The organism is Kutzneria kofuensis (assembly GCF_014203355.1).
GTDB classification, from domain to species: domain Bacteria; phylum Actinomycetota; class Actinomycetes; order Mycobacteriales; family Pseudonocardiaceae; genus Kutzneria; species Kutzneria kofuensis.
The window spans coordinates 3,792,028-3,813,273 of record NZ_JACHIR010000001.1 but is presented as its reverse complement, the minus strand read 5'-3'; the positions used below and the strand labels follow the sequence as shown (position 1 = coordinate 3,813,273).

18 protein-coding genes are annotated in these 21,246 nt (G+C 70.2%); 14 read left to right on the top strand and 4 right to left on the bottom strand.

Annotated elements, in window-relative coordinates:
* Window positions 1-16: 16 nt before the first annotated feature.
* The 8 genes from BJ998_RS17440 to BJ998_RS17405 all read left to right on the top strand — a co-directional run bounded on the left by BJ998_RS17440 (window position 17) and on the right by BJ998_RS17405 (window position 10,004).
* Window positions 17-1,642 carry a hypothetical protein gene (locus BJ998_RS17440; protein ID WP_184862974.1) on the top strand — a complete coding sequence of 542 codons (1,626 nt, stop codon included), beginning with the start codon at window positions 17-19 and terminating at the stop codon, window positions 1,640-1,642.
* 531 nt (window positions 1,643-2,173) lie between these two features.
* Complete coding sequence (locus BJ998_RS17435) at window positions 2,174-2,809, top strand: Crp/Fnr family transcriptional regulator (protein WP_184862972.1); 636 nt, start codon at window positions 2,174-2,176, stop codon at window positions 2,807-2,809.
* A 71-nt stretch (window positions 2,810-2,880) separates the two neighbouring features.
* Window positions 2,881-3,591 (top strand): hypothetical protein, encoded by a 711-nt coding sequence (locus BJ998_RS17430; RefSeq protein ID WP_184862970.1) that lies wholly within the window; start codon window positions 2,881-2,883, stop codon window positions 3,589-3,591.
* 12 nt (window positions 3,592-3,603) lie between these two features.
* Window positions 3,604-5,787, top strand: a complete 2,184-nt coding sequence (locus tag BJ998_RS17425; protein WP_184862968.1) for an nSTAND3 domain-containing NTPase — start codon at window positions 3,604-3,606, stop codon at window positions 5,785-5,787.
* Window positions 5,788-5,791: 4 nt separating this feature from the next.
* On the top strand, window positions 5,792-6,739 hold the full coding sequence (locus BJ998_RS17420; protein ID WP_184862966.1) for a hypothetical protein: 948 nt from the start codon (window positions 5,792-5,794) through the stop codon (window positions 6,737-6,739).
* Entirely contained in the window at window positions 6,732-8,150 is a 1,419-nt protein-coding gene (locus BJ998_RS17415; RefSeq protein WP_184862964.1) for a DUF4407 domain-containing protein, read from the top strand. Before BJ998_RS17420 ends, BJ998_RS17415 begins: the two co-directional genes overlap by 8 nt.
* 628 nt (window positions 8,151-8,778) lie before the next feature.
* Window positions 8,779-8,958: a hypothetical protein gene (locus tag BJ998_RS17410; protein WP_184862962.1), complete on the top strand. Its 180-nt coding sequence runs from the start codon at window positions 8,779-8,781 to the stop codon at window positions 8,956-8,958.
* A gap of 236 nt (window positions 8,959-9,194) precedes the next feature.
* Complete coding sequence (locus tag BJ998_RS17405) at window positions 9,195-10,004, top strand: C1 family peptidase (RefSeq protein ID WP_184862960.1); 810 nt, start codon at window positions 9,195-9,197, stop codon at window positions 10,002-10,004.
* Window positions 10,005-10,063: 59 nt separating this feature from the next.
* Here the strand turns inward: BJ998_RS17405 and BJ998_RS17400 are convergent, their stop codons facing one another.
* Window positions 10,064-10,750 carry a VC0807 family protein gene (locus BJ998_RS17400; protein ID WP_184862958.1) on the bottom strand — a complete coding sequence of 229 codons (687 nt, stop codon included), beginning with the start codon at window positions 10,748-10,750 and terminating at the stop codon, window positions 10,064-10,066.
* A 69-nt stretch (window positions 10,751-10,819) separates the two neighbouring features.
* Window positions 10,820-11,275 (bottom strand): DUF4442 domain-containing protein, encoded by a 456-nt coding sequence (locus tag BJ998_RS17395; RefSeq protein ID WP_184862956.1) that lies wholly within the window; start codon window positions 11,273-11,275, stop codon window positions 10,820-10,822.
* Window positions 11,276-11,414: 139 nt separating this feature from the next.
* On the opposite strand from BJ998_RS17395, the gene BJ998_RS17390 reads away from it, so the two are divergent.
* Window positions 11,415-11,924 carry a MarR family winged helix-turn-helix transcriptional regulator gene (locus BJ998_RS17390; protein ID WP_312890167.1) on the top strand — a complete coding sequence of 170 codons (510 nt, stop codon included), beginning with the start codon at window positions 11,415-11,417 and terminating at the stop codon, window positions 11,922-11,924.
* Window positions 11,924-13,621, top strand: a complete 1,698-nt coding sequence (locus tag BJ998_RS17385; protein WP_184862953.1) for an MDR family MFS transporter — start codon at window positions 11,924-11,926, stop codon at window positions 13,619-13,621. The genes BJ998_RS17390 and BJ998_RS17385 overlap by 1 nt, the downstream gene beginning before the upstream one ends.
* Window positions 13,622-13,678: 57 nt before the next feature.
* On the opposite strand, the gene BJ998_RS17380 is transcribed toward BJ998_RS17385, so the two are convergent.
* Window positions 13,679-14,197, bottom strand: coding sequence for an inorganic diphosphatase (locus tag BJ998_RS17380; RefSeq protein WP_184868729.1), 519 nt, complete (start codon window positions 14,195-14,197; stop codon window positions 13,679-13,681).
* A 722-nt stretch (window positions 14,198-14,919) separates the two neighbouring features.
* On the opposite strand from BJ998_RS17380, the gene dacB reads away from it, so the two are divergent.
* From dacB to hpt, 4 genes are read left to right on the top strand one after another with little or no spacing between them, the layout of a single operon-like run.
* Window positions 14,920-16,719, top strand: coding sequence for a D-alanyl-D-alanine carboxypeptidase/D-alanyl-D-alanine endopeptidase (gene dacB, locus BJ998_RS17375; RefSeq protein WP_184862951.1), 1,800 nt, complete (start codon window positions 14,920-14,922; stop codon window positions 16,717-16,719).
* Window positions 16,720-16,764: 45 nt separating this feature from the next.
* Complete coding sequence (locus BJ998_RS17370) at window positions 16,765-17,841, top strand: Rv3626c family coenzyme F420 biosynthesis-associated protein (RefSeq protein WP_312890166.1); 1,077 nt, start codon at window positions 16,765-16,767, stop codon at window positions 17,839-17,841.
* A gap of 20 nt (window positions 17,842-17,861) precedes the next feature.
* On the top strand, window positions 17,862-18,818 hold the full coding sequence (gene tilS / locus BJ998_RS17365) for a tRNA lysidine(34) synthetase TilS (protein ID WP_312890165.1): 957 nt from the start codon (window positions 17,862-17,864) through the stop codon (window positions 18,816-18,818).
* Between the two features lie 41 nt (window positions 18,819-18,859).
* Window positions 18,860-19,414 carry a hypoxanthine phosphoribosyltransferase gene (gene hpt / locus BJ998_RS17360; RefSeq protein ID WP_184862949.1) on the top strand — a complete coding sequence of 185 codons (555 nt, stop codon included), beginning with the start codon at window positions 18,860-18,862 and terminating at the stop codon, window positions 19,412-19,414.
* A gap of 62 nt (window positions 19,415-19,476) precedes the next feature.
* Here the strand turns inward: hpt and BJ998_RS17355 are convergent, their stop codons facing one another.
* Window positions 19,477-21,105 (bottom strand): substrate-binding domain-containing protein, encoded by a 1,629-nt coding sequence (locus BJ998_RS17355; RefSeq protein ID WP_184862947.1) that lies wholly within the window; start codon window positions 21,103-21,105, stop codon window positions 19,477-19,479.
* Between the last annotated feature and the right edge of the window lie 141 nt (window positions 21,106-21,246).

Sequence of the window (21,246 nt, the reverse complement as noted above, 5' to 3'; positions counted from 1 at the left end):
CTGGATGGAGAGCCCCGTGGCAACTGAACCAGAAATCACCCTCGACCCCTATCCCGGCCTGCCGCCGGGCGCCTTCTTCGCGGAACACCTGCCGCCGGTGGCGATCGCCACGAAGGGTGGTATCGACGACGGCGTCTGGTCGGCGGCGGTCAATCTGTATCTCACGGTGATCGACCCGACCACCGGCAAGCCGTACCACGGCCACGCGCTCGAGGACGTGGCGCGCGGCGGCGTCGGGGTGGCGGCGGTGACGTGTCAGGGCCTGGCGACGAAGTACTCGGCCAACTCCGACGAGCAGGCGACCAACCGCGAGCTGGCGGTGGCCAAGCACCTGGCCGAGGCCGTCGAGCACAGCCAGATCGCCGACGGCGTGCTCAACGAGCCGCTGACCGGGCCGGACGGCGGGGTCCTCGACGGGCTGCAGTTGCAGCAACTGCACCGCGAGGACGAGGAGTTGGCCCGGCAGCGGGTCCAGGAGGGGGACTCCCGGCACACCGAGCGCCCATGGCCGGGCAGTTGGCGGGTTCTCGCGACGATGCTGCTCGGTGGACTGGACCTGGTCCTGCTGTGGAAGCCCCTGCTGAATCTCAGCTTCGAGGCGAGCTCGGGCAGCGTGTTCCGGTGGCTCATCGCGGCGGCCGCGACCGGGTTGCAGGTCTTCGGCATCGAGTGGTCGGCCCGGACCTTCGTGAAGGCCGAGCGGGTGTGCGTCGACCGCCGCGCCGCGGCCGGCGACTACAACCGCATGCTGCGCACGAAGCCGGCCGCCAGATCAGCGCCGAGCGCCCCGCAGATCGCCGAGGCCGAGCAGCACCTGGCCCATGCCTACTGGTTGCTCGTGCTGGTCGCCACCTTCGTCGCGATGATCGGTGGCGTCCGGATCGCCGTGCTGGCCCGGCTCGCCGATTTCGTGAGCCTTCAGGCGGTCCTGTACGGGGCGCCGATCGGGCTGATCTTGGGCCTCGCGGTGGTGCTGATGGCCCGCATGTACTGCCGGGGCAACCTGCTTGGCTACCGGCTTGCCAAGGAGCGCAAGGCTTTGGCGGTGCTCACCAACCGCCACCGGTACGCCATCGGCGTGGTCTCCGCGGCGCGCCAACGGGCGATCACGGCGCTCAACGACGCCCGTACCCACAGCGAACACGCGGAGGGCCTGCGGGAGAAGACGTTGAACGACTTCCGTGCCGCGGTGCAGCTCGGCTGGTCCTGGCTGGGACTGCCCGAGGCGGACCTCGATCTGGTCGAATTCGGCACCAGGGCAACGCCGCCGTCCCCCGTCCAGAACAACCGCGCCGACCTGGCTGACCGGCTCGACAAGGTCAACGACTGGCTGGCCAAGCGGCCGAGCGTCGTCAACGGGACGCCACCGAGCCCGACGCCTGGAGCCCCGCAACTCATGGCGGCCCCGCATGTCCCGCTGGACCAACCCGGAGGCGGTCGGGCGATGGTCATCTCCAAGAGAGGCGTCGACCTGCCGACGTCGTCGGCGCCGCCGTACTTGCTGATGCTCGCCGGCGCCGCGGCCGTCGTGCTGGCGACGGTTGTCACTGCCTTTGTCACTCCCAATCCCAATTCCGACAGTTCGGGCAGTGCGCTTCCGGGGGTGCATCACGTGCTCGGCTACCCGCCGCGGGAGCTGTGACGGGCGATTTTCGCGGGTGGAGTTGTCGGGGTCATGGCCGGCCGGCTATGGCCCCGAACAGCTGTTTGTTGTTGAAAACGCAAATGTCAACCCTTGGTCAACGCCGACGCTGCTGCGCCGAACGGTCGAGGGCGCAGCAGTGGGGGGAACATGAAAGAGGTTCCCCGTAACTGGTCCTTTGTGGACGTTGATGCGGGATGGCCTGGGAGTATCGACTAAAAATTCGCTAAGCCATGATCAATTTGCTGAACCCGCGCTAATTGGTGAATCATGTCACCCGTTCGGGTGGTACCGTGCTTGGTCGTTGGGGCAATGGGGTTGCGGGGTTTACCTGCCAGCTCCTCCCGGTACTGAAGGCTGCCCGAAAAATACTCGACGGTAACGAGAATGGTCCGGCGGTTCCGTGTCGAACTCGGCCGGCTCGCTGCTGTATGCCCGGAAAGTTGGTCGAGGCCAATGGGGAACGGACAGGAGTTTCGCGCGGGTGTATGGCCGCGCGCCACCCTGCTCGGCCGGCTGCCGGCCAAGGTCGTGGACCAGGTGCTGACCGCCGGTGTCGAGCGGAAACTGTGCTCGGGACGGCCGTTGATCAGAGAGGGCGAGCTGGAGGGATACGCGTTTGTCCTGGTCCGCGGCATTGTGAAGGTGACGGCGGCGACGGAGACCGGTGAGGCGCTGCTGGCCATCAGGGTCGGCGGCGATCTGGTCGGCGAAATGGGCGTTCTGGAGAAAGCCCCGCGCTCGGCCACGGTGACCGCGTGCACCCCGGTGTGGACCCGAGTGGTGCACCGCAATGAGTTCCTCGACCTCATGCGGCGAAGTCCCGACTTCAGTGTCGAGGTCGCAGCGATGATCAGCTGGCGGCTGCGCTGGGCGAACAGGAGGCGGCTCGAATTCGCAGGTCAGCCCGCGCGGGTCAGGGTTTGTCGGGTGCTCGACGAAATCGTCGACACGTACGGGGCGCGGCACGGCTCGACCTGGAGCCTCGGCGTCCCGCTCACGCAGGCCGAAATCGCCTCCCTCGCCGGAATCGCGTTGCGCACCGCCGAGAAGGAACTGGGCCAGCTCGAACAGGACGGCGTGGTGGTCCGGCGGTACCGGGCAACCGAGGTCGCCGACCGGGACGCGCTCCGCCTTATCGCGAATGGCGGCACAAACCCGCACTGATGCGGGGTCACGTGACCGTCGTGGTCCGACGATTCCTCAGTACGTCCCCCGAATGCGAAAGGTTCACGCCAATGACCCCCGCCGCTACCGTCCTGAGGCGACTCTGCGTCGCCGTGGATGCCACCGGCTACGGCAGCAAAACCGACATCGGTCAGCTCGCCGCGCAGCGCCACCTGGTCGAGTTCCTCGACGATGCCGGGCAGTCGGCCGGGCTGCGGCGCGCGGAGTGGGCGCGCCAGCCCGGCGGCGACGGCGAGTTCGCCATCCTGCCGGCCGACGAGCCGGAGGCCGCCGTCATCGACACGTTCATTCCGGCGCTGAACGCATGCCTGCGCCGGCACAACACGATGATGCTGCCCGAGGCGCGGCTGCGGCTGCGGGTGGCGATCCACTTCGGCCGCCTCGTTCCCGGCGCCAACGGCTGGGCCGGTCCGGCGCCGGTGCAGGTGGCGCGGCTGCTCAACGCGCGACCGCTACGCGATGCGCTGGTCGACATCCCCGATGCCGCCATCGCGGTGCTGCTGTCGGACCAGGTGTTCACCGACACCGTCGCCCAGCACCACACCACCGTGCCGGCTACGAGCTTCCGCAAGGTGGAGGTGCTGGAGAAGGAATTCCGCGCAGACGCTTGGCTCTGGGTACCCGGTCACGACCCACGGTCGGCCGTGACGCCCCCGCCGACCGGTTCCGACACGCCCCCGGCCGGTCCGGCGCCGTCGGTACAGACGACCGTCCACGGTGGAGTCACCGGCACCGACATCGTCTTCGGCATCAGGAACTGAGGGCCGCCGGCAATGACAACCCAGCTGTCCGAGGACGAGCAGCCGACCGACGGGGCCGAGGCTCCGACCGCCGACGAGTCGCCGGCCGAACCACCCCCTCCTGCCGAGCACGACGACCTTGAGGGCATTCGCACCGCGCAGACCGTATACACGAAGATCACCGGCAACGTGCACGCCGACAAGGTGGTCTTCGGCGTCACCGACGGCGCCGAGTCTTCCCGCCGCGCCACCGGGCCGATCGGCGACGCCGAGGTGCGGGCCGCGCTGCGGTGGTTCGTCGCCGTGGACGGTCTCGACCAGGCGTGGGAATCCCTGCTGCGGCATCACTGCGTGGTGCTGCACGGCCCTGAGGGGATCGGCAAGCGGACGGCCGCGCTGAAGTTGCTCGCGGACCTGCGCGATGCCGGCCTGGTCGGCGCGGACATGACCAGCGTGTCCCCGGCGACCTCGCTCCAGCAGTTGACCAGGCTCGCCTTCACGGCGCGTGGCGGCTACCTGGTCCGGGACCACGTGCTTGACGGCTCGCAGGCTCAGGTCCGGGCCTACGACGCCCGGCTGCTGGTGGACAAGCTCAAGCAGGTCAACGGTTATCTGGTCATCACAACCACGGAGACGGCGATGGGGCCGCGTAGTCTCCCCGAACTCGCCGTCACGGTGCGGCCGCCGTCACCGGTGGCTGTCCTCGACGGCTGCCTGGAGTCCGCGGCGCTGAACGACGATGTCCGTGCGCAGGCACGGGAACACGTGTCGCGACTGCGCTCGCCTCGGGACGTGGTGCAGCTGGCCGACCGGCTGCGGCAGGACCCGTCGCAGGCGTTCGAGGCGCTGCGATCGACGGCGCGCCGACAACTCGAGGACTGGACGAGCGGCCAGCTGACCAAAAAGGACGTCTTCACCGTCGTCACGCTCGCGCTGGTCGGCGCCCAGCCGGAGCCGGTGCTCGACGTGCTGGTCGCGATGCTGCTGGAGCAGACCCGGGTCGCGGTGGCCGATCGGGAGCAGGCGCCCCACACGGACCCGCACACCGAGGTCATGGTGCAGCGCAACCGTGATCACCACCTGTACACGGTGGCGCCGGCCGAGTCCGGATACGGCAGGCGGCTGCGCTTCCGGTCGCCGGAACTGCGGGACCTCACGCTGGCGGAGTTGCACGAGCGCTTCGCCTACGAGCTGTGGGAGCCGGTGCGCCGGTTCTTCGGCGGGCTGGTCGAGCTGGGGCTCGGCCCTGAGGTCACCGGCGAGTTGGCGTTCGGGCTGGCGCGGCTGGCCCGCTGCGACTTCGGTGATGTCTACGGGTCCTTTCTCGACCGCTGGGCCGGTGGTGTCGCCCTCGAACGCTCCACCGCGGCGATGGCGCTGTGGTTCATGAGCGACGACGACCGGATCGCCTCCCTGGCGTTGCGGACCGCGATGAACTGGGGCGAGAACCGGGGCCTCAACCGGGCGATCACCTCGGCCGTCGCCCTCGGTGGCCCGCTGGGGTTGCGCTTTCCCGGTGAATCCATGAGACGGCTGTGTTTCCTCGCCCTGCGTGCCCAACGGATCGGCGCGGTAGCCCGGATGTCGCTGGCGTTCCTGTTCGCCAACGCCGCCGAGCGCGACACCACCAGCGCGGCGGAGGTGCTCACCATGGTCCGGGACGAACTCGCGAAGGCCGCGGGTCCCGGCGCACGGGTGTCACGGCACACCGGCGCCGCGCCCGCCGTCACGGTCGCTGACCCGCTCATCGACAGCCAGTCCGATGACGATGCCAGCGGCGACGAGCGCTACGAGCGTGGTTGGACGATCCGGGTCGCCCGCGCGGCCAGGCACATGGTCGTTGCCGTGCTCGGCGCACCACAGCTGAGCTCGGACGACCCCGTCTCCGCGTTGGTGCTGCGCACCCAGCCGGCCAACGTCGAGGTGCTGGGCGAGCTCTGGGCGGACGTGTTGTGCAGCGCGCCGCACCGGGCCGGCGCCATCGACGCCCTGCGGCGGACGCTGCGCGCGCTGGAGCACGACAGCGCGGCCGCCCCGGTCGTAGCCCGACTGGGCGCGGCCATCCGGGCCGAGATGCCGGAGCCGCACCGCCGGCTCCGGATCCCCGAACTGAAGCGCGCGATGACCGACGGCCGGGTCCGGCCGCAGGTGCCGCGGGTGCTGGTCACCACCCTCCTGGCCGCCATCGGCGGCGACACAACCGAATCGAGGAGCTAGACCCATGGAGACAAGGCGCTACCCGGTCATTCAGGAGCAGCGGCTGGACCGGGCGCAACGGCGTCTGCTCGGCCGGCAGCGCACGGAGACCGAGCTCCCGCGGGCCGAACCCGGCACGGTTCTCGTGTTCGAGGTCGAGTCCGGGTACGTCGCGTTCACCGAGCGCCGCCACCTGACCGGCCGCGAGGACCTGGTGGTGAACGCCGTGTCGGTGAGCGTGGTCGACGTCCGGCCCCGGTCGGTGTCGGTGCGGCTGACCATCCCGTCGCGCAGCGCCGCGGACGAGTTCACCGTGGTGGTCGACTTCAACTGCTGCGTCGAGGACCCACAGGCAGTCGCCGCCGCCGGGTGGACGGACCTGGCCGAGCCGCTGCACACCTATCTGTCCCAGGACGCGGCGCTCCGACAGCTCGGGGCCGGCCACCGCGTCGAGGAGATCAATGAGGTGCGTGAGGACGTCGACGCCCGGGTGCGGGCCTACTGCACCCTGCGCGCGCCGCGGTTGTCGGGCATGTCGGTCAAGCTGGCCGGCGTCGACGTGCTCACGCCGGAGGACCTGAGCCAGCACGCCCGCACCATGCGCGACACCGAGTGGCGGCATGCGCAGCAGGGGCTGGAGAACGACTTCGAGGACCGGGACGCGACCAGGCTGCAGGGCTACTTCGAACGCGGCGCCCAGGCGGTGTCGGCGCTGGCCGCCAGGCGCGGGCAGCTCAACCTCGCCGAGGCTGCGGAGCGCGAGTACCAGCAGTTGGAACGCAAGCGGGCCGACCTGCTCCGGCTGTTCGAGTCGCTGCCGGAGGCCTATCGGGACACCGTCGCCATCGACGCCGACCGGATCATCAACTCGGTCTTCGACGAGATCGTCGGCCCGAACCCGACCGCGCTCGGGGGTGACCGCGCTCCGGACAGCATCGAGGGCGGCGCCGAACGGGGTGGGCCGCGTGCGTAGGTTCCCCAAGGCGGCCGACCTCGTCACCGGCCTACCCGTGCTCGGCCGCCGGTTCGGTCGCGCCGCGCGGTCGCTGACCGGTGCGGACGAGCAGCTACTCGACCTGGTGCCGACCGAGCGACCCAAATACACCGCGCTCGGTGGTGTCGTGTTCGGCACGGCAACCATCGCCGCGCTGTCGATGACCATGGCGCTGAGCGAGGTCGTCGGCGGCTTCCAGCTGTCGCTGCTGGCCTTCGGCCTGGTCTGGGGCGCGTTTGTGCTCAACCTGGACCGGTGGCTGGTGACGAGTTCGGTCGGCACGCGCTGGCACCGACGCGTCACCGTGCTGCTGCCGCGGTTGGTGCTGGCGTTCTTCTTCGGCGTTGTCATCGCGGAACCGTTGGTGCTGCGCGTCTTCGAGCCCGCCATCGAGCAGTACATCAACGACCAGCGGCAGCAGGATGCGCGGAACTTGACCAGCCTGCTGCTGCGGTGCAACCCGGATCCGACCGCCGACGCCCAGACCCGGCAGGCCGCCCAGGGCGCGGACTGTGCGCACCACCAGCTCGACCTGCAGGCCGCGCCGGCGGCCATGGCGCAGGAACTCGCCGGCTACCAGAACCAGGCCGACCAGCTGCGCCAGGACATCGACGCCACGAACAAGGAACAGTCCGCCCGGGACGAGTTGGCACGCAACGAGTGCGCGGGCACGCCGGGGCCCGGTACGACCGGCAAGGCCGGTCGCGGACGCGAGTGCATCGAGCGGGAGAAGGAAGCGAACGACTACCGCTCGACCCACCCGACCGCCGACAAGCAGGCGACTCTCGCCGGGCTGAACGACAAGATCACCAAGCTGCGCGCCACATTGGACACCAGCCAGCGCACCTACCAGGCGGCACGGGACGCCGCCGTGCGCCAGCAGGTCGACGAGCTGGTCGCGCACCAGGGGCCGATCGGCCTGCTGGAGCGGTTCCGCGCGCTGGACGAGCTGACCTCGGCGAACCTTTTCCTGACGACCGCGACCTGGTTCATCCGCCTGTTCTTCATCGGCGTGGACTGCCTGCCGGTGCTGGTGAAGCTGTTCGGCGGCGTCACCACGTACGAGGAGTTGGTGGACATGCAGACCGTCAGCGCGAAGCGGGTGTTCGAACAGAAGGTGCGCACGCGTGAGACGGCGGAGACGAGCCGCCTGCGCGGCGACCAGATCGAAGCCGAGCACGAGTTCCAGAAGCGGCGGGCCACCGCGGAGCAGAACCTGCGGCTGCACGAGGCAGAGCTGGACCTAGCCGTGGACCAGCACGTCGACGCGGCCGCCGCCAAGCTCCGCCAGCAGCGCGGCCGCCGCCAGTCGCCGCCGACCATCTGGGACGCGCCGACGGTGCGCCAGCGCGTCGAGGACACTATGCCCATTGCCCGGCGGCCGGTCTGACGGTCACGCCCCGAGCCGGCACCAGCCCGGGGCGTGAACAACACGATGAGGGGATTGCTCCGACCGTGTGGTGGGCCGGTGTACGTGGATTACGACCCGGTGGCGGTGGCGGCCGGGGGAGGTGTGGCTGCCGGACTGGCGACCGGACGAGGAGCCGAGGGATTCGGCCCGGACGATGATGTACGGGGCGATGGGTCGCAAGGCCTAGGCTGAGCCGGGGAGCGCGGCAATCGATTGCAAAGCGCTGGTCCGAGCGTGACGGGGCGTCTCATTTGAGGGTCACTCGTTAGTGTCGTGCCGTTCGGGATTTGTGGAATTTCCGGCGCACGTGCATCTGCGCGTCGTGCTTGAGTCACTCGATAGTGTGAACCGAAGCGTTTCGATGATCACGGTAGCCGATATCGGGGCGCCGCTCGTCGCCCGTGAGTGACCGGTCGTCGATGATCGGGCGGTCCGGCCTCGGCTGATCGTGTCAGCGGGCGGTGACGGGAGCATGATTTCCGCACCAAAAAAGCCGCGGTCCTGTGGCAGCAGGAACCGCGGCGCAGCCCTTCCCCTGTCGTCGCCCGAGAGAGGACCGACTTTGAGTGTAGAACCGCCACCGCAGCGTGACGGGTCACACGACCGAGTGCAGATCATCGTGCACGCGTTCCCGGACCGCACCCGGTCGGCGAACCGGCCGCCGAGCTGCCCGCAGCAGCCGGCGACCTCGGGCCGCGGCCGCGGCGGCGCGCACCGTCGGGCCAGCTCGGGCCTGCTGCCCACGCTGGTCCGCCGGGTTTTCGCGGGCTGGCTGCCGCCGGCCTGACGGCGAAGAAATTGACGAAGTCAAAAAAGGGGCGTCCACCGGAGAGCGCATTCCGCTGGACGCCCCTTGGTGTGTTCGAGTGATTCCCGAACCGCCACTCCGGTGACTTCCGGCCCTCCGCCGCTGCGACTTCCCGCCCTCCACTCTAATGGCCGAGTTTCGTATCAGTCGGCCATACCGATGCTCCTGTCAGCGGTACCCGCCGGCTTACGGCGGGCCTAGAAGGGGACATCGCCATGACCAGTCCGACACCGAGGAGCGTGGCCCGCTACGGATGGGTTCCTGACCTTCCCGACGCCAGGGACCACATGTACGCCGCGCCTCGCGCCGCCGTCGCCAACCTGCCCGCCAGCGTCGACCTGAAGGCCGGCCTGCCCGAGTGCTACGACCAGGGCCAGATCGGCAGCTGCACCGCGAACGCCATCGCGGGCGCATTCGAGTTCTCGCTGCGCAAGCAGGCCCTCGCCGATTTCATGCCGTCACGCCTGTTCATCTACTACAACGAGCGGGCGATGGAAGGAAACATCGGCACCGATTCCGGGGCCATGATCCGCGACGGCATGAAGAGCGTCGCCAAGCAGGGCGTCTGCCCGGAGACCGAGTGGCCGTACGAGGCCATCCCGGCCGACGCGAACGGCCACTTCCCGCCGGGCTCGCGGGAGGCCACCAGGCCGTCCGACGCCTGCTACCAGGACGCTCTGAAGAACCGGGTGACGACCTACCAGCGTGTGACGACGACGCTGGACCAGCTGCGCGGCTGCCTGGCCGCGGGCTACCCGTTCGTCTTCGGCTTCAGCGTGTACGAGAGCTTCGAGAGCCAGCAGGTCGCGGACACCGGCGTGGTGCCGATGCCGGCCCCGTCGGAGCAGCTGCTGGGCGGCCACGCGGTGCTGGCCGTCGGCTACGACGACGCCAGCAAGCGCTTCCTGGTCCGCAACTCGTGGGGCACCGGCTGGGGCCAGAACGGCCACTTCACGATGCCGTACGCGTACCTGACCGAGCGCAGCCTGTCCTCGGACTTCTGGACCATCCGCGTCGTGACCTGAACCGGCACACGCCAGACGGCCCGGCCTTTCCAGGCCGGGCCGTTCCGCTTTGCGAGCACTCACTTCTCGCCGGCGGCGGCGTTGACCATCCGGGCCACCGGGACCAGCCAGCGCCGCTGCACGACCGAGCAACCGATGATCATCGCGAACAGCGGCAGGTTGGTCGCCCACACCGCGGTGTCGAACGGCAGCGTGAACACGATCAGCAGCCGCAGTGCCACCTCGAGCACGAAACCGATGCCCCACACCAGGTTCGCCCGCGTCAGCAGCCCGCGGAACTCGGCCGAGTTCGCCGCGAGGTCGTCCCAGGCGCGGATCTTCGCGGTGGTATCGGCGATGAACGGCTTGAACGCCTTGGTCATCACCGGCTGGTTGCGCAGCGCCATCACGGACACGTAGATGCCCAGCACCCCGGTGCCCAGGCCGTCCTTGGCCAGCATGAAGGTCGGCGACCCGGTCAGCAGCGTGATCGGGATGCTGACCACGGTCAGGACCAGAATCGCGAGCGCGAACTGGTCGGGTTTACCGGCCCGCACCGTCGTCCAGATCGTGCGCGCGGCCGGCACCAGGCCGCTCACGATCAGCGCGGTGATGGTGTCCACGCCGAACGCGTTCTTGAGCAGGTAGTAGCTGCCGAGCGGCAGGCCGATGTCGAGGATGAGCGGCAGCAGCCGGCTCAGCGGGCTCTGCGCCTTGTCGTTCGACCCGATGGTCTGCTGGGCTGCGATCTGCTGCGTCGTCGTCATGGCTGAAACGCTACGAACGCCGGCCTTCCCGCACGGGTGCCGAACAATCGAGGTCTGCCATGACAGTTGTCACGACCGGTTCGGGCGCAGGGTCCACAGCACCGTGAGCTCGGTGGTGGTCAGCCCGTCGGCGTTGCTGATGGTCACGTGCACGGGGAACTCCGGGCGCTGGCCGGCGTCCAGCTCGGCGACGACCTCGGCGGCGTCGCGACCGAGCACGGCTTCGGCGCGCAGCGGGCCGAGCGCCACCTTGCGGTAGCCGATCTCGGCACTGACCACCAGCGGGGTGGCGCGGCTGAGCTGGTCGGCGAACGCGGTCAGCAGCAGCGCTCCGGACGCGGTCTCGCCGACGCCGAAAATCATGGCCGCGTGCAAGCCACCGACGTGGTTGTGTTGACGGGCGTCGTCGGCGATGGTCGCGACGACCTTGTCCGGTCCGATGTGCTCGAACTCGACGCCGTTGCTGCCGACCCACGGCACGGCCCGCTTCATGCCCTCGCCGATGAGTGCGTAGTCAGTGCTCATGGGCCGATGCTACTCGACGGTAACTTAACCCGGTCCCCATGACTCAGCTCACAAGGTATTTCAGTTGCTAAGACATTGGCGCGAGATGCATGCTTGTACTCGGCAACTACTTGGATGACGCAAGCAACAGGGGGAGCCCGTGGTTCCGCTGGGTGAGATCGCGACCGACGACCTGGAGGTGGCCGACGGCATCGGGATGTCGATCGCGCGCCTGCACAGGTTGCTCGCGTGCGTGTCGTCCCAGGGCAGCAAGGCCGGCATGGACCGGCCCACGTTCATGCTGCTGGCCACCCTTGCGAAGCACGGTCCGCGCAGGTCGGGGGCGCTGGCCGAGACGCTGCACTCCGACCCGTCCACGGTCAGCCGCCAGGTGGCGCAGCTGGTCAAGACGGGTCTCGTCGAGCGTCAGGTGGACAAGCAGGACGGGCGGGCGACCGTCCTGGCCGCGACCGAGCGGGGCCTGGCCCTGCTCGCGGACGTGCGCGGTCGGCGCAACGCGCAGATCGCACAAATGATCATGCACTGGCCCGATGGCGACCGGGCGCGGTTCGCCGAGCTCTTCGACCGGTTCATCACCGACTACGAGCGTCATCTGCCGGTGTTCATCGCCGCGCTCGCCGACAAGGCGGGCGTGGGAGGGGAGAAGTAATGTCACAGACCGCTTCAACGGCGGCACCGGGGACCGCCGCCGGCGGTGGGGGGTTCACCCAGCGGCAGATCCTGACCGTGCTGTCGGGTCTTCTGCTGGGAATGCTGCTGTCCGCGTTGGACCAGACGATCGTCTCGTCGGCCATGCGCACCATCGCCGACCAGCTCCACGGCCAGTCGCTGCAAGCCTGGGCCACCACCGCGTACCTGATCACCTCGACCATCGCGACGCCGCTGTACGGCAAGCTCTCCGACATCTACGGCCGCAAGCCGGTCTACCTGGCGTCGATCTCGATCTTCCTGGTCGGCTCCGTGCTGTCCGGCATCTCCACGTCGATGTACGAGCTGGCGGCGTTCCGCGCGCTGCAGGGCGTCGGCGCCGGCGGCCTGATGTCGCTGGCCTTCGCCATCATCGGCGACATGATCCCGGCCCGTGAGCGGGGCAAGTACCAGGGCTACTTCCTGGCCGTGTTCGGCCTGTCCAGCGTGGCCGGCCCGGTGGTCGGCGGCTTCTTCGCCGGCCTGCCGACGCTGCTGGGCGTGGACGGCTGGCGCTGGGTGTTCCTGGTCAACATCCCGATCGGCGTGGTCGCGCTGATCGTGGTCAGCCGGGTGCTGAACCTGCCGCACCGCCGCGTCGACCAGAAGGTCGACTACTGGGGCGCGGTCACGCTGTGCCTCGGCGTCGTGCCGCTGCTGATCGTGGCCGAGCAGGGCCGGGAGTGGGGCTGGGGCTCGCCCGCGTCGCTGGTCACGTTCGTCGTCGCCGCCGTCGGCATCGTGGCGTTCATCCTGGTCGAGCGCCGGCTGGGCGACGCCGCGCTGCTGCCGATGCGACTGTTCCGCAACAGCGTGTTCAGCCTGGCCAACACCCTCAACTTCATCGTCGGCATGGCCATGTTCGGCGGCCTGGTCGCGCTGCCGCTGTACCTGCAGATCGTCAAGGGTGAGTCGCCGACCGCGGCCGGCCTGCTCACGCTGCCGATGATGGCCGGCATCACGATCGCGTCGCTGAGCTCCGGCCAGGTGATCGCCCGGACCGGCCGCTACAAGATGCTGCCGATCATCGGCACCGCCGCGATGGCCGTCGCGCTGTTCCTGTTCAGCGGCCTGACGCCGGACACCAGCCTGGTCGTCGCCGGCCTGGTGATGGCGCTGATGGGCCTCGGCCTCGGCCTGTGCATGCAGACCCTGGTGATGGCGGTGCAGAACGTCGCCGCGCCGCAGGACATGGGCGTGGCCACCGCGTCCACCCAGTTCTTCCGCGGCATCGGCGGCACCGCCGGCACGGCGATCTCGCTGTCCATCCTGTTCAGCGTGGTCGGCGACCGGATCGGGACCGCGTTCTCCAGCGCCCGGACCGACCCGTCGTTCATCGCGGCGACGCAGGACCCGAAGGTGCTGTCCAACCCCGTCGACGCCGGCTTCCTCAAAGGCCTCGCCGGCGGCGGCAGCAACATCGACCTGGAGAACACCTCGTTCATCCAGCTGCTGGACGGCCGGCTGGCGCGGCCGTTGCTGGAGGGCTTCTCGTCCGCGATGGACACGGTGTTCGTGGTCGGCGGCATCACGGCGGCGGTCGCCTTCGTGCTGATCTGGTTCCTCAAGGAGGTGCCGCTGTCGACCAAGTCCGGCCTGCAGCGCGCCGCCGAGAGCGAGAACGCCGACGAGCGCCCGCTGATGCCCGTGATGGACTGAATCGGCCGCAGTGAGAAGGGGGCCTTCCGGATCCGGAAGGCCCCCTTCTTCGTGTGATCAGTGCTTGGCGAAGGGCTCGATGCTGCCGTTCGCGACGGCGTCGCGGTAGCGCTGGTACGAGCGCTCCACCTCGGCCTCGGCCTCGGTGCGGCCGACCCAGGTCGCGCCCTCGACGCTCTTGCCCGGCTCCAGGTCCTTGTACACCTCGAAGAAGTGCTGGATCTCCAGCTTGTGGAACTCGTTGAGGTGGTGGATGTCACGCAGGTGCTCCGACCGCGGGTCGTCGGCCGGCACGCAGAGCAGCTTGTCGTCGCCGCCCTTCTCGTCGGTCATCCGGAACATGCCGATGGTGCGGGCCCGGATCAGGCAGCCGGGGAACGTCGGCTCCTGGACCAGCACGAGGGCGTCCAACGGGTCCCCGTCCTCGCCGAGCGTGTCGTCCACGAACCCGTAGTCGGCCGGGTACTGGGTCGCCGTGAACAGCGTCCGGTCCAGCCGGATGCGGCCGGTCTTGTGGTCGACCTCGTACTTGTTCCGTACGCCCTTGGGGATCTCGATGGTGACGTCGAACTCCACTGTCCTCGCTCGTTTCGCCTCTTTGCGCATGCGCGCTCCACGGTCGGCGCGCTGCGTCGGGGTTGGCACTCCGGTTACGCCACTAGTGTGGACCACAAGTCGTGCGTCTCCGGCATCCGTGTGGCCGGTGAGCTGTGTGAGCTTGGTCCGTGTCGGCCACGGGCCCCGTCGAGGAGGACCCTGTGCCCGAATCCGGCCAACCGGCGCCAGCGTGGCCGACCCAGCCGGCGGACGGTACCCCGGAGCAGCCCGTCGCCGCAGGTGGGGCCGACCAGGTCGGCTGGCCGTCGGCCGACGACGACACCGCGCAGCCGCAGTGGCCGAGCGCCGAGCCGCCCTCACCCGATGAGGTGAAAGTGGCGAAGCAGGACCCGGCGCCGGAGCCGGCCGAGGAGCAGGACACGGCGCCGGTGCAGGAGCCGGTGACGCAGCAGGTACCGGTTCCGGCGAAGGAACCGGCGAAGGCGCCGGGGTCCGCGACGGAGCGCGGGCAGACACCGGCCCCGCCGACGACGCCGGAGCCTCCGAAGGCGCCGGAGCCTCCGACGGAGCGGGTGCAGGTGCCGACTCCGCCGAAGGCGCAGCCCAAGGAGCCGCCGAAGGAGCCGGAACCGCCGAAGGCTCAGGCCCAGGAACCGGTTCCGGAGCACCCGAAGCCCCCAGTGAGGCAATCGGCTCCGCCTCCGGTGAAGCCCCCAATCGGGAAACCGGGTCCGCCTCCGGTGAAGCCCACGGTTGGGCGATCGGGTCCGCCGCCGGTCAAGCCGCCGGTCGGGAAACCGGTTCCGCCGCCGGTGCGGCCGCCGGTCAAGGAGCCCGAGACGCTCCGGATCAAGCTGGCCGACATTCCGACGGCCAAGCCCGAGAACAAGAAGGTCGAACCGCCCGTCTCGCCGCTCGAGGACACGGTCTCGATGCCGGTGGACAACGATCGGGCTCGGCTCGACCCGCCGACCGTGCAACTGCCCAACCCCGCCGACCAGCAGCCCGGCGACGAGACGCCGACGATCCGCGTGCAGGTGCCGCGCCCGCCCGCCGCCGGCCGCCCCGAACTGGGCGACGACGTTCCGCAGCCAGCTCCGCAGCTGCCCCCGCCGCCGCGGACGTCCGACGAGAACGACATCGACGAGCCGGCGCCCCGCCGGTCCCGCAAGCCGGTGCTGGTCGGCCTGGCGATCGTGGTCGTGCTGGCGCTCGGCTCGGTCGTCTACTTCGGCTCGTCCGGCCTCGGATTCGGCGGCGCGACGGCGATCGAGACCGCCGCGCCGCCGTCGCCGGCGGCCCCGAACCAGCTGCTCAAGCCGTTGGGCAACGTGCAGGGCCCGTCCGCGGCGGGTATCGCCGCAAAGCTGGCCGGCCCGACGTCGTCGCCCGCGCTGGGCACGCTCACCGGCAGCGTCGTCGACCCGGCGACCGGCACCACGTTGTGGGACCACAACTCCAGCACGCCGCTGACGCCCGCGTCCGCCGGCAAGCTGCTGACCATGACGGCCGCGCTGCTGTCGCTGGACCCGCAGTTCCGCTTCACCACCAACGTCGTCGCCGGACCCGATCCCGACACGGTGATCCTGGTCGGCGGCGGCGACCCGTCGCTGTCGTCCCTGCCGGCCGGCAAGGAGACCGTCTATCCCGGCGCGGCGCGGCTGGACGACCTGGTGGCGCAGGTGAAGAAGGCGACCGGCGGCGCCGTGCACAAGGTGCTGCTGGACACCAGCCGCTACAGCGGCGACCCGATGGCCCCCGGCTGGGAGAACGGCGACATCGCGGGCGGCTCCGTCGCCCCGATCACGCCGATCATGCTGGACGGCGGCCGCAGCAGGCCGACCGTGTCGGAGCCGGCCCGCACCGGGACGCCGGACACCGACGCCGCCAAGGAGTTCGCCCGCCGGCTCGGCGCGGACCCCAACTCCGTCGGGCGGACGACAGCGCCGGCCGACGCGAAGGTGCTCGGCAGCGTGCAGTCGCCGCCGCTGACCGACATGGTCAGCAACCTGCTGCAGATCTCCGACAACGTGCTCGCCGAGGCGATCGGCCGCGAGGTCGCCAAGCAGGCCGGAGCCCCCGTCACATTCGCGGGCGGCGCCAGCAGCGTGCTGAACATCTTGCGTAACAACAACTTCGACCTGACCGGTGTGACCATGGTGGACGGCAGCGGACTGTCCACTCAGGATCGTGTGACGGCCAAGCTGCTCAGCTCGATCATGACCGTGGCGGCCGGGCCGGACGGCGGCAGCGATCCGCGGGTGGCCAAGCTGCGGCCACTGCTGAACGGGCTGCCGGTGGCCGGCGGCAGCGGCACTCTGTCCGATCGGTACAACGACGCCTCGTCCACGCCGGGCAAGGGCTGGGTGCGGGCCAAGACCGGCACCCTCGACGGCGTGAACACGCTGACCGGCATCGTCCAGGACAGCGACGGCAAGGTGCTCGCGTTCGCCTTGATGTCCAACGGATCCGCCATCGACCAGGGGCGGGCCGCGCTCGACGACGTCGCCGCCGCGCTGCGCGGGTGTGGATGCCGCTGATTCGGGCGCTGCCAACACCGCGTCACCCAAGGTAGCGTCGGGGTCGTGAACGCGGGAAACGCAGCCAGGTCCCTGCCCGACGGTGGCCCTCCGTCACCGGTGGACTGGTCGGTCGCCGCGTCAACCGCCCAGCGGTTGATCCGGTCCGGCCCGACCGTGCCCAGAGCGGAGGCGGACGCCGTCGTGCGCGAGCTGCGCGACATGACCGGCACCGCCGAGCTGCATGTGCGCGAGTTGACGCATCTCGGCCACGGCCTGCCGCTGCACGAGGGCCAGGTCGTCGACCGGCACGGCTGGGTGCGCGCCGCCAGCGAGGGGCTGGCCCTGCTGACCGAGGGTGCGATGCCCGCCACCCTGCCCGGTCCGCTGGCCGGAGTGCTTGCCGGCACCGCCGGCGTGCAGGCTGGCATGGTGTTGGCGTTCCTCAGCTCCCGGGTGCTCGGCCAGTACGACCCGTTCGGTGGCGGTGGGCGGCTGCTGCTCGTGGCGCCCAACATCGTCGCCGCGCGGCAGGCGATGGACGTGCCCGCCAGCGACTTCAGCATGTGGGTGTGCCTGCACGAGGTCACGCACCGGCTTCAGTTCACCGCCGTGCCCTGGCTGCGGGGCTACTTCTCGTCGCAGGTCGGGCAGTTGCTTTCCGTCATGGACGACACTGCCGTGGGGGCGTTCAACCGGATTCCCGAGATGGTCCGCTCCGCTCGTGACCGGTTGAAGACCGTCCGCCCCGCCGAGGGGCCGACCGCGCTGATGGAGCTCATCCAGTCGCCCGAGCAGCGGGCCGTGCTCGACCGGCTCGTCGCGCTGTCCACCCTGCTCGAAGGCCATGCCGATCACGTGATGGACGCCGTCGGGCCGGTGGTCGTGCCGTCCGTGGCGACGCTTCGGACCCGGTTCACCGCCCGCCGCAAGGGCGGCGGCGTGCTCGACCGGGTGCTGCGGGCCGTGCTCGGCGTCGAGGCCAAGATCCGCCAGTACGCCGAGGGCGCCGCCTTCACCCGGCACGTCGTGGACGCCGTCGGCATGCACGGCTTCAACGAGGTGTGGACGTCGCCGGAGACGCTGCCCTCCCGCGCCGAGATCGCCGACCCCGACGCCTGGCTCCGCCGGGTCCGGCCCTGACACCGCGTCCGGACGAGGCGGTGTCGGCGGTTCGGACCGCCGTGCGGCGCCTGGTCGTCGCCGCGCGAAAGGCGGGCCACCTGGGCAGTGGCCAACTCGCCGTGGCGGTGTCCGGGGGCGCGGACTCACTGGCTCTGGCCGCGGCGGCGCAGCACCAAGCCCGCCGGCTGAACCTGACGGTGCACGGCCTGATCGTCGACCACGGCCTGCAACCCGGCTCGGACAAGATCGCGGCCAAGGCGGCGGATCAGCTGACGGAGCTGGGACTGCCGCAGGTGAGGGTGCTGACGACGAAGGTCGAGGGCCCGGGCGGCATGGAGGCGGCGGCGCGCAGAGCCAGGTACGAGGCGCTGAGAAACGCCCTGCCGGCGCCGGACGCGATCGTGCTGCTGGGGCATACCCGAGACGACCAGGCGGAGACGGTGCTGCTGGGCCTGGGCCGCGGCTCGGGGCCCCGCTCGATCGCTGGGATGAGGCCGCTGGACCCGCCATGGGGGCGTCCGCTGCTGGGCGTGACAAGAGCCCAGACGGAGCGCGCCTGCACGGCGCAAGGGCTGACGTACTGGAGTGATCCCCACAACGTCGACCCGGCCTTCACCCGGGTGCGGCTCCGCCAGGAAGTGCTGCCGCTGCTGGAGGACGTGCTGCAAGGGGGCGTCGCGGACGCGTTGGCCAGGACGGCGGCGCAGCTGCGGGAGGACAACGACGCCCTGGACGCGATCGCGGCGGAACTGCTGGTGGACGACCCCGAGGAACTGGAGGCGAAAGCGCTCGAAGCCACGCCGGCGGCGATCCGGCGCAGGGTGCTCAGAAGCTGGCTTCGGCGACGGGGTGTGACCGAACTCACCGACGCCCAGCTGCGTGACGTCGACGCACTGATCGGTGAATGGCGAGGTCAGGGTGGCGTGTTGCTCCGAGGCGGCTTGGTGGCACAGCGCGCACATGGCAGGCTGCAACTAGACCGAGCGTCGCCCTGACCAGGGCGCACGCAACCAGGCCGAAAGAGGGGAAGCTGCCCGTGTACGAGGGCGACATCGCCTCCGTGCTCATCACCGAGCAGCAGATCAGCGACAAGATCCAGGAACTGGCCAAGCAGGTCGCCGCGGACCACCCGGCGACCGACGGCGGCTCGGACCTGTTGCTGGTCGGCGTGCTCAAGGGCGCGGTGATGTTCATGACCGACATGGCGCGGGCCCTCCCGGTGCCCGTCCAGCTGGAGTTCATGGCCGTCAGTTCCTACGGGTCGTCCACGTCCTCCTCGGGCGTCGTGCGCATCCTCAAGGACCTCGACCGGGACATCGCCGGCAAGAACGTGGTCATCGTCGAGGACATCATCGACTCGGGGCTGACGCTGTCCTGGCTGCTCAAGAACCTGGCCTCGCGCCGGCCCGCCTCGCTCGAGGTGTGCGCCCTGCTACGCAAGCCGGACGCGGTCAAGGTGGACGTGCCGGTCCGCTACGTCGGCTTCGACATCCCCAACGAGTTCGTCGTCGGCTACGGCCTGGACTACGCCGAGCGCTACCGCGACCTGCCCTACATCGGCACGCTCGACCCGAAGGTCTACTCGAGCTGAGAAGTTCGGAAGGGGGCTTTCCTGGCGTTCAACGCCAGGGAAGCCCCCTTCCGAACAACAGGTCAGCAGGCGCTGGTGGTGCAGGGGCGGCGGCTGAGGGCGTCGAACAGGACGCCGCGGAACGACGCGGCGTCGATCGCCTGGTACGCCTTGCCGCCGGTCACGGCGGCGATCTGCTGCAACGCGTTCATGTCGGCGTCCGGCCCCAGCCCGATGCCGATCACCTCGACCGGCTTGGACGGGTCGGCCTGCGCCCGCAGCATCTGCAGCAGGCCGTTGAGGTCCAGCCCGCCGTTCTTCTCGTTCTTCCCGTCGGTGATCAGCACGACGGCGTTGACCTTGGTCGGATCGAAGTCGTCACGCAGCGTCTCGTACGCCGCGAACGCGGTGTCGTAGAGCGCGGTGCCGCCCCGCACCCGGGCCGGCAGCGTGGTCGCCGCCTGCTGCAGCGCGAACCGCTGGCTGATGCCGTTGACCTGGCCGCCGAGCGGCCCGAGCGGCACCAGCTCCTTCCAGTCGTTGGGCGGCCCCTGCTGCTGCGAGAACGCCCACAGCCCCACGTACGTGCTGTCCGGCATCAACGACATCGCCGCGAGCGCCCCGTCCCGCGCCACCTCGATCCGCTTCTGCCCGTCCGGCATTGGCGAGGTCATCGACCCCGACACGTCGATCACGGCCAGCGTCCGCCCGTCCAGGTGCACCACGTTCCACGCCCGCAGCACGGTGTTGACCTGCGCCGCCGACGGCGCCGGCAGCAGCGGCGGGGTCGCGGCCTGCACGCCGTCCTTGCCGCCCCAGGCCGCCGACGCGGTGCCCTTCGGGTCACGGAAACCGGCGGCGCTGAAGATGCCGGACGACCGCGCCGACCGCAGCTCCTGCTCGAACGCGGCCGCCGCCTGGTCGGTGCCGGTGACCTCGTTCTTGGTCGTCACCCGCACCACCGGATAGTCGAACAGCACCGTGCCCTCGGCGGGATAGATCGCCACCGCCTTCGACGCCGCCACCGTCGCCACGTTGTACGACACCACCGACTGCTCCGTCGTGGTGAACAGCAGGGCGTTCGCCGCGTCCTTGCGAATGTTGTCGAACCCGGAGTTCACCGAGTTCAGGGTGGTGCTCCGCAGCCGCAGCAGGATCGCGATCAGCTCCTGCGGCGGCACCCCGTTCGACTGCGCCGGCAGCAGGCCCTGCGCCAGCCCCAGCGTCGCGACACCCTCGGTGTTGGTCAGCGGATCCGTGATCGCGATCGGCGTCTGCCCGGTGACCAGCCGCTGCCAGCTCACCGGCGACTTCGGCCAGCCCAGCTTGTTCGCCTGCGCCGTGCTCGCCGCCACCACCAGCGGCGACGACGCCAGCGACGGGTGCTCGGCCAGCTTCGGACTGTTCACCGGGTCCCGGCTGTCCAGCCCCTGCGCCGTCGACACCCACAGCGACGAGTCCGGAATCCACAGCGCGGGCGGGTCGACGGGTCTCGTCGGCAGCGACTGCACCACATCCGCCGAGCCCTCGCTGACCACGGTCACGTGCACGCACTGCCCGTTCACCGACGTCTGGTCGTGCTCGAAGGCGTCGGCGACCGACTGCACCGCGGGCGCCGCGCTCGGCGTCACCGCCACCCGCAGCGGCACCTGCCCGGCACACCGCACCGAGTTGGCGGTGTTGGCCACCACAACACCGCCCACGGCCAACACGGCGACCAGAATGGGCAGGAAGAAGTGCCACTTTCGACCCCTCTCCGGCCGGGAGGGCGGCCGGTGGGCTCCTGTAGGCGTAGACATGGTGGTGCGCGAACCTCCTGGTCGGCGTCCACAGTGGGCGCGGGCTGGTCTCCT